Genomic DNA, 17,181 nt, shown 5'->3' with positions numbered 1-17,181 from the left:
GGAACGGATATGTCACGTCTTTCGAAGCTGCAAGGTCACTGGAGACTGGCGAAGGCCGCGAAGAGCGTTATCTCCCCTCTCGAGGGGGAGATAACGCCGAAGGCGACAGAGGGGGTCGCCTCACATAGAGCGCTAACCTTCATTCGCCGCAGGAGGTTGCACCCGGTCGAACCGACCCCCGCTGCCCTGCCGGGCATCTCCCCCTCAAGGGGGGAGATTAGCCATCGCCTGCCCATTCCTTCCCATCCGCGTCAAGCAACTGGAGCCAGACGCCCATGACCAAGACAACAATTCCCGTCCACCTCGATATCAATGGCCATCATCACGAGTTGCAACTCGAGCCGCGCGTCACGCTGCTCGATGCCTTGCGCGACCGGCTCGGCCTGACCGGCACCAAGAAGGGCTGCGACCACGGCCAGTGCGGCGCCTGCACCGTGCATGTCGACGGCGAGCGCGTGCTTGCCTGCCTGACGCTGGCCGCGCAAGTCGAAGGCCGCACCGTCACCACCATAGAGGGGCTTGCACGCGAGGGCGAACCGCATCCCGTGCAGGCTGCCTTCCTCGAACAGGACGCCTTCCAGTGCGGCTATTGCACGCCGGGCCAGATCATGTCGGCGGTGGCCTGCATCCGCGAGGGCCATGCCGGCTCGGATGACGAGATCCGCGAATACATGGCCGGCAATCTCTGCCGCTGCGGCGCTTATCCGCACATCGTCGCCGCCGTTCGCCAGGCTGCGTTGGAGGTCGCATCATGAGGGATTTTTCCTATCTGCGCGCCGGCTCGGCCGATGCGGCAAGACAGGCAGCCGCCCTGCCCGGCGCCATGCTGTTCGCCGGCGGCACCACGCTCATCGACCTCGCCAAATGCGGCGTCGCCGAGCCCGAGACGCTGGTCGACATCAGCCATCTCGAGGGGCTGAACGGCATTGAACTGAACGAGCGTGGCGCCACCATCGGCGCGCTTGCCAAGATGAGCCACGTCGCCGACCATGCCGGCATCAAGAGCCGCTTCCCCGCCGTCTCGGAAGCGCTGTGGCAGGCGGCTTCCGCACAGATCCGCAACATGGCGACCATCGGCGGCAATCTGATGCAGCGCACGCGCTGTCCTTATTTCCGCGATCCGGCGAATTTCCCCGCCTGCAACAAGCGGGAACCCGGCAGCGGCTGTTCGGCCATCGGCGGTGTCACACGGGGCCATGCGGTGCTCGGCACCAGCGAAGCCTGCATCGCCATGTATCCGGGTGACCTCGCAGTGGCGCTGGTCGCCTTCGATGCGATCGTGCATCTCGGCGATCGCCTGGTCCCGGTGGACGATTTTTTCCTGCTGCCCGGCACAACGCCAGACAGGGAACACGCGATCGAACCGGGCGAGATGATCACTGCCATCGAGATCCCAGGCTCGGCCGCGGCTCGGCGCTCGACCTATCTCAAGATCCGCGATCGGCAATCCTATGAATTCGCCGCGGCCAGTGCTGCCGTCGGCATCGAGTTCGAGGCCGATGGGCGCACCATCCGTGACCTGCGCGTGGCGCTTGGCGGCGTCGCGACCAAACCGTGGCGGGCGCGAGCCGTGGAGGACGCGCTGAAGGGCAAGGTGCTGGAACCAGATGCTGTCCGCGCCGCCAGCCTGCTCGCGATCGAAGGCGCCGTCGACCATGGTGCCAACCACTACAAGATTGAACTGGCGCCGCGCGTTGTCGCGCGCGCCATCCTCAAAATGGGAGAGACGGCATGACCGTTCACAACATCAGACGTGGTGATGCATCCGACGGCGCGCTGGCGCAAGTCGTCGGCGGCCGGCTGTCGCGCGTCGACGGCCCGGCCAAGATCACCGGCGCAGCCAAATACGCCGTCGAGCAGCAGCTTGAAGGCCTCGCCTACGCCGTGCTGGTCGAAAGCACGATTGCGTCGGGCAAGGTGCGCGCGATCGACACCGAGGAGGCGCAAGCAGCACCCGGCGTGCTGCAAGTGCTGACGCCGGACACCATCATCAGCCTGAAACCCGCATCGGACTGGTTCGGCACGCCGCCGCCCGACAAGCCCTATTGCCCGCTGGTGCGCGACATCACTTTCTCCGGACAGCATGTCGCCGCTGTCGTCGCCGAAACCTTCGAGCAGGCGCTCGCCGCGGCAGCCCTCCTCAAGGTCAGCTATGACGAGACGCCCGCCATCGTCGACCTCAGCGACGCCAAGGCCGGCGACGGCATCCCGATCGACGCCATGACCAAGGAATGGGGCGACGCGCAGGCCGCTTTCGCCTCGGCCCCGGTGCGCATCTGCGCTGCCTATAACACGCCGCGCGAATACCAGGCGCCGATGGAGCCGCATGGCCTGATCGCCCGCTGGGAAGGCGATCACCTCACCGTATGGGAGCCGAGCCAGTGGCTGGACGGCATGGCGCGCACCTATGCCGAATGGTTCGGCGTGCCGTTCGAAAATGTGCGCCTGGTCTCGCCCTATATTGGCGGCGGCTTCGGCTCCAAGGCGCTGGCGCTTAGCCATGGCGCGGTGGCGGCGTCTGCCGCCAAAATGCTCGGCCGGCCGGTGCGGCTGGTGATGACGCGGCCGCAGACCTTCACCGGCTATGGCGGCCGCGCCGCGACGCGACAGACGGTGACGATCGGTGCCGACCGGCAAGGAAAGATCCAGTCGATCGTGCATCGCGGCGTCAATGAAACATCCGTCGACGGCATGTGGGTCGAGCCGCTCGGATCGGTCACTTCGATCATGTACGCGACGCCGAATTTCTCGTCCAGGCAGAATGTCGTGCGGGTGAATTCGGTGGTGCCTGGCGCCATGCGCGCGCCGGGCGAAAACCCCTCTGCCTTCGGCATCGAAAGCGCCATCGACGAGCTTGCTTACGAAGTCGGCATCGATCCGCTGGAGATCCGGCTCAGGAACTATGCCGAGCAGGATCCGGAAGCGAAAAAAGCCTGGTCGACCAGGCAGTTGCGCGAGGCTTTTGCCACCGGCGCGGAACGCTTCGGCTGGTCCAGGCGTACGCCCGAACCGCGCTCCATGCGCGACGGCAATCAGCTGATCGGCTGGGGAGTAGCGGCGGGCACCTATCCCGTGCGGCGCGCCTATGGCGAGGCGATCGTGCGCATCCTGGCCGACGGCTCGGTCGAGGTCGAAAGCTCCTCGATCGACATGGGCCAGGGCACCTACACCATCCTGGTGCAGACCGCAGCCGAGACGGTCGGCGTGCCGGCCGACAATGTCGTGGTGAAGCTCGGCGACTCGCGCTTCCCCCGCGCCGGCGTCGCCGGCGGCTCGCGGCTGGCCGGCGTGATGACCGGTGCTGTCTACAAGGCGGCGACCTCGGCGCTCGACCAGCTGATCGGGCTGGCGATCAGCGATCCACGCTCACCCTTCCACGCCCTGCAGGCCAACACTTTGGTTGTCGCCAATGGCCGTATTTCATCGCCACGCGGCGACGGCCCTGATGTCTCGATCTCCGAGTTGCTCAAAAGCGTCGGCCGCGACCACATCGAGGCCACCGGCGACACCATGCCGGCCAATTCGACGCCAGAGGATCGCTACAAGAACTACACCACCATCGCCATGGCGCTGCCGCACACCGAGGGCGACTATTCCCGCCACTCCTGGTGCGCGCATTTCATCGAGGTGCGCGTCGATGAGGATTTCGGCACGGTGCGGGTATCGCGCGTGGTGTCGGCGCTGGATTCCGGCCGGCTCTACAACCCGAAGCTCGCCGAAAGTCAGTGGAAGGGCGGCATCATCATGGGCATCGGCCAGGCGCTGCTCGAAGAAGGCATCGTCGACCGCCGCCATGGCCGCATCGTCAACAACAACCTCGCCGATTATCTGGTGCCGACCAATGCCGACATCCCGGATATCGAGGTGATCTCGGTCGGCATCCCCGACCTGCATTCCTCGGTGCTCGGCGGCAAAGGCGTCGGGGAACTGGCGATTGTCGGCGTTGCCCCCGCGATCGCCAACGCGGTGTTTCATGCGACGGGCAAGCGGGTTCGGGATTTGCCGATCACGCTGGAGAAGCTGATCTGAGGATGAAGCGAGTAATCTCCCCCTCGAGGGGGGAGATCACGCTCTCATCGGTCCCCTACCACTCCAACCCGAACACCAGCTTGCCGAAGTGCAGGCCGCCGGCGGCCATGTGTGTGTAGGCTTCGACCGCTTCGTTCTGCGAAAACACCTTGTCGACGACCGGCTCGATCCTGGCCGCGCCGATGGCGCGGGCGGCGTCGCGAAGGTCGGACACCGATCCGGTGTTGTTGCCGAACACCTTCAGAGCCTTGATGATGATCGGCAGCAGGTTGATCGTGGCCTCGGCGCCGGTAACGAAACCGATGGTGAACAGCGTGCCGCCGGGCGCGGTGGCGTTGATGGCGCGGGCAAAGGTGGCGGTGCCGCCGGTCTCGACGACGAGGTCGGCGCCGAGGCCGCCCGTCAGCTCCAGCACCTTTCCGTCCCAGTCGGGCGTCGCGCGGTAGTTGATGAGATGATCGGCGCCCAGTGCCTTCGCCCGCTCCAGTTTCTCGTCCGACGACGAGGTGATGATGACGGTGGCGCCGGCGGCTTTCGCAAGCTGCAGGGTGAAGATCGAGACACCGCCGGTGCCGAGCAGCACGACGACCGAGCCCGGCCCGACATCGGCGGCACGGATGGCGTTCCAGGCGGTGGTGCCGGCGATCGGCAGCGTCGACGCCGCCTCGAAGGAGAGATGCGCCGGCACCGGCACGACCGAATTGGCCGGCAGCGCGACATATTCGGCCAACGACCCCGGCAGCGAGATGCCGCGCATCTGCGTCATCTCGTAAGGCCGCGGCCGGCCACCGATCCAGCGCGGCTTGGCATGGGCGACGACGCGATCGCCGACGGCGAATCCCGTAACCCCCTCGCCCAGCGCGACGATCTCGCCGGCGCCGTCGGCGACGGGGATGAGCGGAAAGCTCGGTCCAGGATAATTGCCGCTCGCCACCGCGACATCGACGAAATTGAGGCTCGCCGCACGCTGGCGGATCAGCACCTCGCCGCGCTGCGGTTCGGGGGTGGCAATGGTGGCGGCGCGGAAGGCGTCCAGCCTGGGTTGGCTCAGTTCGATGGCTTTCATGGTTTCACTCCGGTGGGACGATTGATGGGTTGAGTGAAGCTATCTGCTGCGATATGTTTGGATAATCCTTGCCTTTTACATTTCAGTAATGTGACTTATGCAGCAATCTCACGAGCCGATGACCCTTGCCGAAATGGCGGCCTTCGCGGCCATCGCCGAGGCGCGCTCCTTCACCAGGGCGGCGGCGCGTGTCGGGCGCGACGCGACCATCCTGTCGCGGCGGCTGCAATCGCTGGAGGAGCGGCTGGGCGTCAGGCTGCTCCATCGCACGACGCGCAGCGTGTCGCTGACCGAAGCAGGTGCCGAATTCATGGTGCGGGTGCGCGCCATCCTCGCCTCCGTGGACGAGGCCGAGGCTGCCGCGTCTGCACATGCCGGCGGCGGCCCGCGCGGCCTGCTCAGACTGGCGCTGCCCGGCACGTTCGGGCGCATGTGGATCGGGCCGCTGCTGCCGCAATTCCTTGCCGAATTTCCCGATGTCCGCATCGAGGCCGAATTCTCCAACCGCTTCGCCGATCTGGTCGCCGAGAATTTCGACGTCGCCGTGCGGCTCGGCGCGCTGGAGGATTCGCGCCTGGTGGCGCGCAAGGTGGCGACGCGGCGGCGGCTGCTCTGCGCCGCCCCCTCCTATCTCGCCCGAAGGGGCAGGCCGGAGACACCGCGGGCGCTGCTCGAACATTCCTGCCTGGGCTTCAGCGGCTTCCAGACCTTTCCGGCCTGGGAGATGACCGACCGCGAGGGCCGAAGCGTGCGCGTCGAGGTATCCGGGCCGTTGGTCACCGATGATGCCGAGGTGCTTGTCGAGGCCGCCGTGCAAGGCGTCGGCCTGATGATGAGCACCGACTGGCTGGTCGGCCGCGAGCTCGCCGACGGACGGCTGGTGCCAATCCTGGAGGACTGGACGCTGGCCGACGAAGGCGCGATCTATGTCGTCACGCCCTCAGCCAAGGGACAAGCCGCCAAGACCCGCGCCTTCGCCGACTGGATCGGCAAGCGCTTCGCGCCGGAACCGCCCTGGCGGCGGTGAGGGTTGCCACAGTGATTGGCCGGCACGCAAAGGGGGTGCGCGTTGCGCCGAATTATCGTCAACCTGCAGCCATTGCGCAACGTCGAGTTGGGCGCCATCACTGAGGTGCAAGCGGCGTGCCTATGTCCGAAACGAGCTTGACGAGATCGGCTTGGCGTCTCGTGCTGGTTTTGGCGAAGATTCGGTTGAGGTGGGTCTTCAAGGTGTTTTCGCCGATGCCGAGCGCCAGCGCGCTCTTCGACGCGGACAATCCGCTGCCGATGCGCAGCAGGACCCGCGCCTCCGCGGGCGTCAGGTCGAACAGCGCGGTGAGGACAGCTTCAGGAAGTGGAGAAGAAGACGTCGTCGTCGACACGAAGACAGCGGCATATGCCGGCCGGAAAGCCGCGCGCGCGGTTCCCTCGGTCAGGGGCAATACATAGGCGACGGCGGGCGGCTGACCCGGGGCCGAAATGGGCAGGCCTATGCCGCGGGAGCCGAGCGAAGCGTCCTCGCTCGCGGCACCGGCGATTGCCTCCAGCAGGGCGCGGGCCGTCACCGGATTCTGCGCCTGAAGCAGGCCCTTCCTGGAAAGAACGGGACCTTGCGCCGAAAACATTCGATCGGCCGCCCGATTGGCATGGAGGATTGCTCCGTTGGCGCCGGTAAGAACGACAGGCACGGCGAGACGGTCGAGCGCTTGGCGATAAAGGTCGGCGGTAACGCGGGCCTGATCGAGCAGATCTCCAATCAGGGAAGCACGGCGCAGATGCGGCGAGAGCAATGCCAGGAAACGCTGTTCTTCGACTGAGATGATCTCCCTGCTGGCCCGCGTGGTGCAACCCATGAGCCCGATCCGGTCCGGCGTATGAACGAATTTGGTGATGCAGGCCTCGCGCAATCCCTGCGGTCTGGCCCAATTCTGGAAAAATGGCGTCTGCTGGAGTTCGGCTTCGCTCATAAGAGACAACGTCGCAACGGGCGTGTCGATGTCGCCGACGATCGCGGCCTTCAGTCCGGGAATTGCGTCAAAATCATAATCCTCCTGGAGCATGCGCATTTGCACGGGATCCCAGGGCGATTGAGCCGCGAAGCGGCCGTGATTGCCGGCAGTGCTGGCAAGCGCGATGGTGGTGTAGGCGGCGTCGACCGCCTCTGTGATCCGGGTCATTACCCCGGCCCAGCCGTCCGGATTCAAAACGCAATCGTAGATATCGCCGACAATCGAGGAAAGTACTTCGCCGCTAAGCCTCTGCACCAAGCCTCCTGCACGCCCCGATCTCGCTTCGGAGGATTTCGCGAAGTCATACTTTTGGGTGACGCCACGCGTGGTTCAACCCGATTAAGGATGTAAATTCGATCAGATGACACTAGGCGGCTATTGTCTCTGGTTATTCTTGAAATGGAAAGCATCGCGCTCGCTATATTAGAGAACGCGAATGTATATGGGTACACCATTGCCACGAAAAACGGTGTTTTCATCGGCTCAACTGCCCTCGCATCTCAGTGATCGCGATCGATTTTCCCTCTGGCAAGACATCCACGTCGCGGAGATATGGTCGGTCGAATACGGCATATCGGAAAAGCTGCCTTTCGAAGCTGCGATCGAAGCCACGGCTGTCGGATCGCTGGTTCTTGGCCAGATGTCCGGAACAATCAAGCATGCAACGAGGAAGGCAAGCAATATCGCTGATGACGGCAACGATGGTTATCTCCTGCTGATAAACAAATCCGACACGCCGTTGACCGGCGCGCAGGTCGGCCGCGACTATAGTGTCGGGCAGGAAGAAGCGGTGCTGGTCACGGCATCGGAAGCGCTGAAAATGGCCGGCGCCGACAGCAATGTGTGGACAAACGTGGTGGTCCCCCGTGCTGTCCTCGCACAGGCCTTCCCGCGGATCGATGACAGGCTGGCGTTGAAGATCGGCGCCGAGAACGAAGCTCTCGATTTTCTCAAGCGTTATTGTCAACTTCTTGAAACCGGCCGCCCTCTCGTCTCGCCCGATCTGATAGCGCACGCGACGGAAACGATCGTCGATTTGATCGGCCTGGTGACAGGCGCCAAAGGCGAGCCTGCCGAACTGGCCGGCTTACGCGGGTTGCCAGCGGCCAGGCTGCAGGCGGTGCTGGCGAAGATCGCCGATAATTTCGCCAACCCCGGCATCTCGGCGCAAGGCGTCGCGCAGGAACTCGGCCTGTCGGCGCGCTATGTTCACGATCTCCTGCAGGAGACGGGCATCAGCTTTTCCGAGCGCGTTCTCGAACTGCGCCTGCAGACGGCCCACAGGATGCTCTCGCAGAGACAGAATGGCGAGATGCGCGTCAGCGAAATTGCCATGATCAGTGGCTTCAGCGATGTGTCGTATTTCAACCGCTGCTTTCGCCGCCGATTCGGCTACACGCCAACGGGCGCCAGATAGTAATCCGGATACCCGGAAGCTGGACACTTGATTTCCGATTCCCTCTCGTCGAAAGCCGAGATCCGCGGCGATCGATGGCGCCAAACTGCCACAGTGCACGGAAAAAGTACGGCACCTCACTCCAGTCCAATTCCAGTGCGGTCCTGCCCAAGACAACAGCTGGGCTCCAATGACATGTCAGCCTCAGGGTGAAACGACTGTCATGTCAGGGGATTGAATGCTGCGGAACACATTTGGAAGCCGCAAGGCGAAGGCGTTGAAGTATCTGGCGCTGACGTCAACGGCGCTGGTCGGTCTTGGCCAGCCAATCGCCGCCAAAGCGGCCGAGACCTGGACCGGCACTGTTTCCACGAACTGGTTTACCGCCGGAAACTGGAGCCCTGTGTCGGTGCCGACAGCGGCCGATAATGTCACTATCAACACAACCACCACAAACCCGACCGTCATCAACGCCGGAAATGCTTTTGCCGCGGGTCTCACCATAGCAGATGGCTTTTCTTCAACCGGTGATCTCACCATTTCGAATGCCGGCACTCTCACCAGTCAAGACGGTACATTGGCATATTCAGCAACCGCCAATGCATCGGCAACGGTTACGGGCGCCGGCTCCTCGTGGAGCACTTTCGCCAACCTTGCAATTGGATATGGGGGCACTGGGACGCTGACGGTCTCGAACGCCGGCACGGTCAGCAACACCGGTGGCTACCTCGGTTATGCGTCGGGTTCCAATGGTATGGTCAACGTCACCGGTGCCGGCTCCTGGAACAACAGCTCGAATCTCTATGTAGGCAATTCTGGCGCCGGCACGATGATCATCACCGCGGGCGGCAAAGTAACAAGCGCCGACGCATATTTGGGCTACAACGGAGGCTCGACCGGCACGGCGACGGTCGATGGCGCGGGCTCGACCTGGACCAACAGCGGGGGATTGACTGTCGGCGACAACGGCACCGGCACTCTGGCGATCACCAAAGGCGGCGCGGTCAGCAATGTCGCGGGTTATGTTGGCAAATCGGCGGGCTCGACCGGCACGGTGACGGTCGACGGCGCGAGCTCGACCTGGACCAACAGCGGGCCACTGATTGTCGGCGGCTACGGTACCGGATCTCTGGCGATCACCAATGGCGGCGCAGTCGGCAATAGCTGGGCCCATGTTGGCAGTTCGGCCGGCTCGACCGGCAACGTGTTCGTGGACGGCGCCGGCTCGACCTGGACAAACAGTTCCAACCTCTTTGTCGGCGATCAGGGCACGGGCACGCTTACGATCTCGAACGGCGGCACGGTCAAAAATGCCTCGGGCCTTGTCGGCACATTCTCGGGCTCGATCGGCACGGTGACGGTCGATAATTCGGCTTGGACCAACAGCTCTGACCTGTTCGTCGGCGGTTTCGGCACGGGCACTCTGACGGTCTCGAACGGCGGCAAGGTCAAAAATAGCTGGGGCTACGTTGGCTACGAAGCCGGCTCGACCGGCAAGGTGTTCGTCGACGGCACAGGCTCGACCTGGACAAACAGCGGCAATCTCACCGTCGGCGACAACGGCACCGGCACTCTAAGGATCACCAAAGGCGGCGCCGTCAGCAATGTCACGGGTTATGTTGGCAAATCTGCGGGCTCGACCGGCAAGGTGTTCGTCGATGGCGGCTCGACCTGGACCAACAGCTCCAACCTGCTTGTCGGCGATTTCGGCACCGGCACCCTGGCGATCACCCACGGCGGCACTGTCAGCAATAGCTGGGCGGCTATTGGCGCGAAGGCGGGCTCGACCGGCATGGTGTCAGTCGACGGTGCCGGCTCGACCTGGACCAACAGCTCCAACCTGGCTATCGGCGATTTGGGCACGGGCACCCTTGCGATCACCAACGACGGCGCAGTCAGCAATGCCTCGGGCTATGTTGGCCACTCGGCGGGCTCGACCGGCATGGTGGCGGTCGACGGTGCGGTATCGAAGTGGACGAACAGCGGGAATCTCTATGTCGGCAACTCCGGCACGGGCACGCTGACGATCTCGAACGGCGGCGCGGTCAGCAATGCCGACGGTCATGTGGCCTATGGTGCTGGCTCCACCAGCAAGGTAGTCGTCGATAGTAGCTCGACCTGGACCAACAGCGGCGATCTCACAGTCGGCAACAATGGCAACGGCAATCTGACGATCTCGAACGGCGGCACGGTCAGCAATGTCGAGGGTTACATGGCCTACGCTGCTGGTTCCACCAGCACGGTGTTCGTCGACGGTGCCGGCTCGACCTGGACCAACAGCTCCAACCTCTTCGTAGGTTATAAAGGCACGGGCACGCTAGCGATCACCAACGGCGGCGCGGTCAGCAATAATATCGGCTATATCGGCGCGGTCTCGGGCTCAATCGGCGAGGCCATAGTCGACAATTCGGCCTGGACCAACAGCGCGGAGCTGCTCGTCGGCGTTCAGGGCACGGGCACCCTGTCGATCACCAACGGCGGCGCGGTCAGGAGTGACGACCTGTTCGTCGGCTACCAGGGCACCGGTGCACTGAACATCCTGAACGGCGGCAAGCTCACCAACCAAGCCGCGAGCCTCGGCGAAGTCGATACCGCAACGGCGACCGCGACGGTGGACGGGCCGGGATCCTCCTGGAGCACCGATGACGTTCTTGCCGTGGGCGCCGGCGGTCACGCGACACTTTCCATCACCAACGGCGGTTCAGCAGATGCCGATGCGGTCGTTGTCGGCGGGGCAACGACAGCCATTGGTGCGGTTACCGTCGACGGCGCGGGTTCGAAATGGACCAACAAGAACGGCCTGTACCTTGGCGATCAAGGAAGCGGCACTCTTACCGTCACCAATGGCGGCGTAGCCTCCGGCGGCTTTGCCTACATGGCGATCGGTGCGGATGCCACCGGCCAGGCAACGGTCGACGGCACGGATTCGCTGTGGGAGATGCATGGCGACCTGCTGATCGGTTTTGATGGTACGGCTTCGGTGACGCTCTCCAACGGCGGCACCGCTATTGTGGACGGCCTTACCGTGATCGCCAGTCAGGCAGGCTCGACCGGCAACCTCAACATCGGCGGCGCGGCAGGCTCCGCGGCGACGGGCGCCGGCATCTTCGATCCCGCCGCGTTGCAGTTCGGCGCCGGCACCGGCGCGCTCAATTTCAATCATACCGGCGCAAACTACGCCTTCGGCGCCATCATCGGCGGACTGGGCACGATCAACCAGATCGCCGGCAATACCAACCTGACCGCCGATTCGAGCGGCTTCACCGGCGCCACCAACGTGAGCGGCGGACGGCTGGCCGTGAACGGCTCGCTGGCCAATTCGCTAGTGACGGTCTCGGGCGGCACGCTGGGCGGCAACGGCACGGTGGGCGGCATCGTGGCGCAAGCGGGCGGCATCATCGCGCCGGGCAATTCGATCGGCACGCTCAACGTCGCCGGCGACATCGACCATGCAGCGGGCTCGATCTACCAGATCGAACTCACCTCGACCGGTACCTCCGATTTCCTGCATGCGACGGGTGCAGCAACGATCGACAGCGGCGCGCTGATCGACGTGGTCAAACTCGACGGCGCGCCTTATGTGGCGGGCACGCACTATACCGTGTTGCAAGCCGATAGCGGCGTCACCGGGACCTACACGGTTACCGGCGACACTGGGGCGGCTTTCCTCGGCCTGGTCGACAGCTACGACGCCAATCACGTCTATCTCGATGTCGTCCAAAAGACCTTCGCCTCGGTCGGGCTGACGCCCAACCAGATCGCCACAGGCGGCGGCGCTGAAGGCCTGGGCAGCGGCAATGCGCTCTATGACGCCATCATGCAACTGCCCACGGAGGCGGCTGCTCAGGACGCCTTCGACCAGCTCTCGGGCGAAATCCATGCCTCGGCCAAGGGCATGCTGGTCGAGGACAGTCGCTTCGTCCGCGACGCCGCCAGCAACCGCATCAGCGCCGCCTTCGGCGATGCTGGCGCGGCCGCATTGCCGGTCATGGCCTATGGCGAAGGTGGACCAGAAATGGTCGCCGCCGACACCGATCGTTTCGCCATCTGGGGCCAGGCTTTTGGTTCCTGGGGCAATACGGACTCCGACGGCAACGCCGCCGCCTTCGACCGCTCGACCGGCGGCCTGTTGGCCGGCGCCGATACGTTGGTCGGCGGCTGGCGCGTCGGTCTGCTCGGCGGCTACAGCCATTCGAGTTTTGACGCCGATGATCGCAATTCATCGGGCAAGAGCGACAGCTACCATCTCGGTCTCTACGGCGGCACCAATTGGGGCGCGATCGCCTTCCGCACCGGTGCCGCCTACAGCTGGAGCAGCCTCTCGACAAAACGCGCCGTCGCTTTCAACGGTTTCACGGACGCGCTGTCGGCCGACTACGACGCCGGCACCGCGCAGGTCTTTGGCGAACTCGCCTACAAGGCCGATGCCGGGCGCTTCAAGCTCGAGCCATTCGCCAATCTCGCCTATGTCAGCGTGCACACCGATGGCTTCACCGAAACGGGCGGCGCGGCGGCGCTGACCAGTGCCGGCTCGACCACCGACGCCACCTTCACCACGCTGGGCTTGCGCGGCTCCACCGATCTTGCGCTTGGCGGCATGAACGCCACCGCACGCGGCATGCTCGGCTGGCGTCACGCCTTTGGTGATGTCACGCCAAGCTCGACCTTTGCCTTCGTCGCTGGCGATCTCTTCACCATCGCCGGCGTGCCGATCGCCAAGGATGCCGCCCTTGTGGAGGCCGGTGTCGACCTGCGTCTCGCTCCCAACGCCACGCTCGGCCTGTCCTATTCCGGGCAATTCGGTGGCGGCGCGGTCGACCAGGGTGCGAAGGTCGATCTTAGCTTGAGGTTCTGACGCCAACAACAGCGAAGAGCGCTGACCGGATAGAGGCAACGCTCGAATGCTGATCAGGAAGGGCGGCGGAATCGGCTTGCGGCATGATCCCGCGTCCGCCCTACTCCGGCGACGGCACCGGCGGCCGCGATGTCAGCGCTGCGCCGAAGGCGGCGGCAATGACCGCGGCGATCCCGGCGCATTGCGTGGTGGTCAGGCTCTCGTGCAGGAACAGGAAGCCGGCCAGCGCGCCCAGCCCCGGCTCCAGGCAGGTCAGCGTGCCGTAGATGCGGGCCGGCATCCGGGTCAGCGCCACCATCTCCAGCCAGAACGGCAGCGCGCTCGAAAACAGGCCGACGAGCAAGGCACTGACCAGGATCGACGGCGCCAGCAGCGCGGTCCCTGCTTGCGCCACGCCGAAAGGCAGCACCAGAACGGCAGCGATGGCCATCCCATACGCGGTGGTGCGCGAACCCAGTTCCGCGCCGGCCTTCTGGGCCAGCACGATGTAGAGCGCCCAGAAGCCGCCGGCCGCCAGCGCCAGCATCACCCCGGTCGGATCGAGCGGCTGGAGCGAACGGACGAAAGGCGACAACAGCACGATGCCGGCCACCGCCAGCGCGATCCAGGCAAAGTCGCTGGCGCGCCGCGAGGTCAAGGTCGCCACCAGAAGCGGACCGGAAAACTCCAGCGCCACCGCGATGCCGAGCGGAATGGTGGCAAGTGCGGCGTAGAACAGGAGGTTGAGCGCGCACAGCGTCACCCCATAGGCGACCAGCCACGGCATGGTGGCGCGCGACGGTCGCACCTGCCAGGGCCGCAGCACCGCGATCAGCATCAGCGCGCCGACGACGAGCCGCAGCGTCGTCGTGCCTTGCGCGCCGATCAGCGGGAACAGACCCTTGGCGAAGGTGGCGCCGATCTGGATCGACACCATGGCGCCCATCAGCGCCGCGACAGGCAAGGGCGCCGCTTCGCGACGAGCAATTGACGTCGATGTCATTTGGTTCGTCCTCCCTGCCGCCCGGCGCAAACTCGCCTAGCGGAACAGGAAATACGGGGAACCGGCCCGCCTGTCGTGAGGCAGCGCCGGCGTCCTGATGGGGCAGGACAGCGGATCGTTCGGCCCGGCCCGTTATGCCCCGTCCGTCATTACACGGGCAGGCGAGCCATCGTCGCTGAAATCCGGCGGTCGGGCCGTACAGGCACCGATGAAAACGGCAACTATGCTGCAGCGCGCAAACAAGGCTGAATTTCCGCAGAAAGCCGCCAAAAGGCGGAAATCTGGCCGTTTTGTCGATAATTTAGTGCCCTGCTCACCGGAGTATTTCAGATGGGTAAATTTTTTGTGTTGCGCTGCACAATGCCATAGCCGATCCATTTCCCGGGGGACTTTTCGCGACTGGACATAGGCCGTGGAGGAACCGCCAGCTTGGCCAACTTGAGTTGTCTGTACGTCGAGCCCGGCCGGGCCGGACTTGCAAAGCCCGGGATTGGCGACGCCGGCACGCTGCCGCTCAAGCCGACCAGCAGACAGCTTCATCGCGGACATCGCGCCGGCGGAAGCCGCTGATGGGAAACGCCCGCGACATCCAACTGGATGCACTGAGGGCCGTCGCCGTGACGATGGTGATGTACTCCCATTTCTTCGCGGCGGGGGGATCTTCCTTCTGGGGTCATATCGGCGTGCGGCTGTTCTTCGTGCTGAGCGGCTTCCTGATCACGCGCCTGCTCCTGGAAGCGCGTTCGGCCGCCGAGTTCGAGACCGGCCCTGCGCTGCGATCCTTCTACATCAGGCGGGCGCTGCGGATATTCCCGCCCTATTTTGCCGTCCTGGGTTTCGTCTGGCTGGTCGACCTGGACCAGTCCAGGGGGTCGCTGGTCTGGCATGCGCTTTATCTGTCGAATTTCTGGTATGCGCTGCACAATGACTGGAACCCTTGGGTGCTGGGCCATTCCTGGAGCCTGAGCATCGAGGAGCAGTTCTATCTTGCCTGGCCGCTGGTCGTCCTTTTGGCCCCACGCCGCCGCTTCGAAGCGATCTGCATCGGCGTCATCGCGCTGTCGCTGGCCTATCGCTTCTATTGGCCGGTCACCGCCACCCCGGCGCTGGCGCGCGACCTGCTGCCGCCGGCATCCATGGATGCGCTGGCGTCGGGTGCACTGCTTGCCTGCTGGCGGTCCAGGGGCGCGGCCCTGCCGCAATGGGTGCGGCTGGGCTGGCCTGCCTTCGCGGCCGCATTCCTGATGATCGAGTGGTTTGTCCCGGCGCCCGCCGATCCGATGCTGGAATGGGCCCGCTGGCTGCTGCGGGAAGTCCTGCCCCTGGTGCCGCTGATGGCCATCGTTGCCGCTTGTTCGAGCGGCCTTGGCGGCGCAATCGGCAAGCTTCTTGACCTGCCGCCGCTGCTTGCGCTTGGCCGCATCAGCTACGGCGTTTATCTCTATCATCCGATATTGCTGTCGCTCGCCGTCAAGTCGCAGCCCTGGATTCCGCTCGATGTCTCGGAGCAAGGGCCAGGGCGGTTCCTGGTTGCAAGCGCCGCCACGATCGTCGTGGCCTCGATTTCCTGGGTGGTCTTCGAAAGGCCGCTCAACAGCCTGAAGCGCCACTTCCCCTATGTCGCGCGGGCCCGTGCCGCGCAGGCCGGCCATGGCGGTTGGCTGGCGAGGGCGCCCAGCGGATCGCCCGATGGCCGCACGCCATCGCTCGACCTCCAGCGAACGGATGTGACACGATGACCGCGGCGCCGCTCGTCTCCGTTCTGCTGCCGGTCTACAATGCGGGGCCCTATCTCGCTGCCGCACTGGGAAGCATCCTGCGGCAGGATTATGGCCGCTTGGAAATCATCGCGATCGATGACGGGTCGACCGACAATTCGCTCGAGATCCTCGAGCGATACCGGGAGGCCGACAGCCGCATCTCGATCATCTCGCGCGAAAACCGTGGCCTCGTCGCGACGCTCAACGAAGGGCTGGCGGTCGCCCGGGGCGAGTTGGTCGCGCGGATGGACGCCGACGACGTCGCCTATCCCTGGCGCTTGTCGCGCCAGGTGGCGCTGTTTGAGCGGCGGCCCGAACTCGGCTTCTGCGGCGCCGGCGTCGATATGTTGATCCGCGGCCGCATCGCCACGGGCAAGCCCGATCCGGTGTTCCGGTTCGGCCGCATCCCTATATTGGCGATGTTCTTCACGATCTTCATGCACCCGACGGTGGTCTACAACAGGAAGATCGTCAACGACGGCGTTCTCCACTACGACCAGACCTACAGGCACGCCGAGGATTTCGATCTTTTCAGGCGGCTGGCCGGCCGTTACCCGGCGGCCATGATGCCCGAGAACCTGCTCATCTACCGCGTCCATCAGGAAAGCGTGACCAGCCGGCACATCAACGAGATGCGCAGGACGCATTTGCGGATCGTGGCCGAGAACCTCGAGCGCCAGGGCCTGGCGGAAGCCACGCGGGACCTGCGCGACATTGGCGATGCCGTCACCCGCGACACGGTGACCCGTGCGGCCAACTTCATCGTCCAGCTGGAGGAGGAGATTTGCTCCCTGCCCGCCGCGACGCGGCCAAGCTTCGAGGCTGGCGCGCTCAACCTGTTCTATTTTCTCTACCAGCTCGTAGCCGATGAAAGGCAGCCGCCGCTGACGCATGAATTGCTGACGCGGACCGCGAAGTGGAACGTCATCCGGCGCCGCGAGCAATATGCGCTGCGGCCCGGCGCCTGGGCGCCATGGCTCAGCCTCGCCTCGCTGTCGGCCAGCAGGCAAGCGGACGCCATGGCATACTTCTTCAAATCCGCACCCGCCGCGGCGGTTCTGGCACCTTATCAGGCGGGCTGAGG

11 protein-coding genes are annotated in these 17,181 nt (G+C 64.7%); 8 read left to right on the top strand and 3 right to left on the bottom strand.

The features are described 5' to 3' along the window. Positions 1-275: 275 nt before the first annotated feature. Genes NKH19_RS12130 through NKH19_RS12120 form a run of 3 tightly spaced genes read left to right on the top strand, consistent with a single transcriptional unit; the run spans position 276 to position 4,029 of the window. Positions 276-755: a (2Fe-2S)-binding protein gene (locus NKH19_RS12130; protein ID WP_023760152.1), complete on the top strand. Its 480-nt coding sequence runs from the start codon at positions 276-278 to the stop codon at positions 753-755. After that, positions 752-1,735 (top strand): FAD binding domain-containing protein, encoded by a 984-nt coding sequence (locus NKH19_RS12125; RefSeq protein ID WP_352872500.1) that lies wholly within the window; start codon positions 752-754, stop codon positions 1,733-1,735. The genes NKH19_RS12130 and NKH19_RS12125 overlap by 4 nt, the downstream gene beginning before the upstream one ends. Continuing rightward, positions 1,732-4,029 carry a xanthine dehydrogenase family protein molybdopterin-binding subunit gene (locus NKH19_RS12120; protein ID WP_352872502.1) on the top strand — a complete coding sequence of 766 codons (2,298 nt, stop codon included), beginning with the start codon at positions 1,732-1,734 and terminating at the stop codon, positions 4,027-4,029. Before NKH19_RS12125 ends, NKH19_RS12120 begins: the two co-directional genes overlap by 4 nt. 55 nt (positions 4,030-4,084) lie before the next feature. Here the strand turns inward: NKH19_RS12120 and NKH19_RS12115 are convergent, their stop codons facing one another. Beyond that, the gene (locus tag NKH19_RS12115; RefSeq protein WP_352872504.1) at positions 4,085-5,095 is read right to left on the bottom strand and encodes a zinc-dependent alcohol dehydrogenase family protein; all 1,011 of its coding nucleotides are present in this window, start codon (positions 5,093-5,095) and stop codon (positions 4,085-4,087) included. Positions 5,096-5,192: 97 nt separating this feature from the next. Here NKH19_RS12115 and NKH19_RS12110 point away from each other — a divergent pair, with 97 nt between their 5' ends. Next, on the top strand, positions 5,193-6,122 hold the full coding sequence (locus NKH19_RS12110; RefSeq protein WP_352872506.1) for a LysR family transcriptional regulator: 930 nt from the start codon (positions 5,193-5,195) through the stop codon (positions 6,120-6,122). Between the two features lie 97 nt (positions 6,123-6,219). Here the strand turns inward: NKH19_RS12110 and NKH19_RS12105 are convergent, their stop codons facing one another. After that, the gene (locus NKH19_RS12105; RefSeq protein WP_352872507.1) at positions 6,220-7,272 is read right to left on the bottom strand and encodes a helix-turn-helix transcriptional regulator; all 1,053 of its coding nucleotides are present in this window, start codon (positions 7,270-7,272) and stop codon (positions 6,220-6,222) included. Positions 7,273-7,573: 301 nt separating this feature from the next. Between NKH19_RS12105 and NKH19_RS12100 the strand changes: the two genes are divergently transcribed. Together NKH19_RS12100 and NKH19_RS12095 are read left to right on the top strand one after the other, a co-directional pair. Next, positions 7,574-8,521: an AraC family transcriptional regulator gene (locus NKH19_RS12100; RefSeq protein WP_352872508.1), complete on the top strand. Its 948-nt coding sequence runs from the start codon at positions 7,574-7,576 to the stop codon at positions 8,519-8,521. A gap of 217 nt (positions 8,522-8,738) precedes the next feature. Beyond that, positions 8,739-13,355, top strand: a complete 4,617-nt coding sequence (locus NKH19_RS12095; protein ID WP_352872509.1) for an autotransporter outer membrane beta-barrel domain-containing protein — start codon at positions 8,739-8,741, stop codon at positions 13,353-13,355. Positions 13,356-13,455: 100 nt separating this feature from the next. Here the strand turns inward: NKH19_RS12095 and NKH19_RS12090 are convergent, their stop codons facing one another. Continuing rightward, complete coding sequence (locus tag NKH19_RS12090; protein WP_352872510.1) at positions 13,456-14,337, bottom strand: EamA family transporter; 882 nt, start codon at positions 14,335-14,337, stop codon at positions 13,456-13,458. 569 nt (positions 14,338-14,906) lie between these two features. Here NKH19_RS12090 and NKH19_RS12085 point away from each other — a divergent pair. Both NKH19_RS12085 and NKH19_RS12080 read left to right on the top strand, forming a co-directional pair. Then, entirely contained in the window at positions 14,907-16,076 is a 1,170-nt protein-coding gene (locus NKH19_RS12085; RefSeq protein ID WP_352872511.1) for an acyltransferase family protein, read from the top strand. Further along, the gene (locus NKH19_RS12080) at positions 16,073-17,179 is read left to right on the top strand and encodes a glycosyltransferase family 2 protein (protein ID WP_352872513.1); all 1,107 of its coding nucleotides are present in this window, start codon (positions 16,073-16,075) and stop codon (positions 17,177-17,179) included. The genes NKH19_RS12085 and NKH19_RS12080 overlap by 4 nt, the downstream gene beginning before the upstream one ends. Positions 17,180-17,181: the final 2 nt, after the last annotated feature.

Source organism: Mesorhizobium sp. M1338 (assembly GCF_040318045.1).
Taxonomy (GTDB): domain Bacteria; phylum Pseudomonadota; class Alphaproteobacteria; order Rhizobiales; family Rhizobiaceae; genus Mesorhizobium.
The sequence above is the reverse complement of the archived record's forward strand: the minus strand, read 5'-3'. Positions and strand labels throughout refer to the sequence as shown.

What these genes read in the sequence shown, in the direction of transcription:
- NKH19_RS12125 (WP_352872500.1), top strand. Translation starts at nt 752, where the DNA reads ATGAGGGATTTTTCCTATCTGCGCGCCGGCTCGGCCGATGCGGCAAGA.
- NKH19_RS12090 (WP_352872510.1), bottom strand. Translation starts at nt 14,337, where the DNA reads ATGACATCGACGTCAATTGCTCGTCGCGAAGCGGCGCCCTTGCCTGTC.
- NKH19_RS12080 (WP_352872513.1), top strand. Translation starts at nt 16,073, where the DNA reads ATGACCGCGGCGCCGCTCGTCTCCGTTCTGCTGCCGGTCTACAATGCG.
- NKH19_RS12095 (WP_352872509.1), top strand. Translation starts at nt 8,739, where the DNA reads ATGCTGCGGAACACATTTGGAAGCCGCAAGGCGAAGGCGTTGAAGTAT.
- NKH19_RS12120 (WP_352872502.1), top strand. Translation starts at nt 1,732, where the DNA reads ATGACCGTTCACAACATCAGACGTGGTGATGCATCCGACGGCGCGCTG.
- NKH19_RS12105 (WP_352872507.1), bottom strand. Translation starts at nt 7,272, where the DNA reads ATGACCCGGATCACAGAGGCGGTCGACGCCGCCTACACCACCATCGCG.
- NKH19_RS12110 (WP_352872506.1), top strand. Translation starts at nt 5,193, where the DNA reads ATGCAGCAATCTCACGAGCCGATGACCCTTGCCGAAATGGCGGCCTTC.
- NKH19_RS12085 (WP_352872511.1), top strand. Translation starts at nt 14,907, where the DNA reads ATGGGAAACGCCCGCGACATCCAACTGGATGCACTGAGGGCCGTCGCC.
- NKH19_RS12130 (WP_023760152.1), top strand. Translation starts at nt 276, where the DNA reads ATGACCAAGACAACAATTCCCGTCCACCTCGATATCAATGGCCATCAT.
- NKH19_RS12115 (WP_352872504.1), bottom strand. Translation starts at nt 5,095, where the DNA reads ATGAAAGCCATCGAACTGAGCCAACCCAGGCTGGACGCCTTCCGCGCC.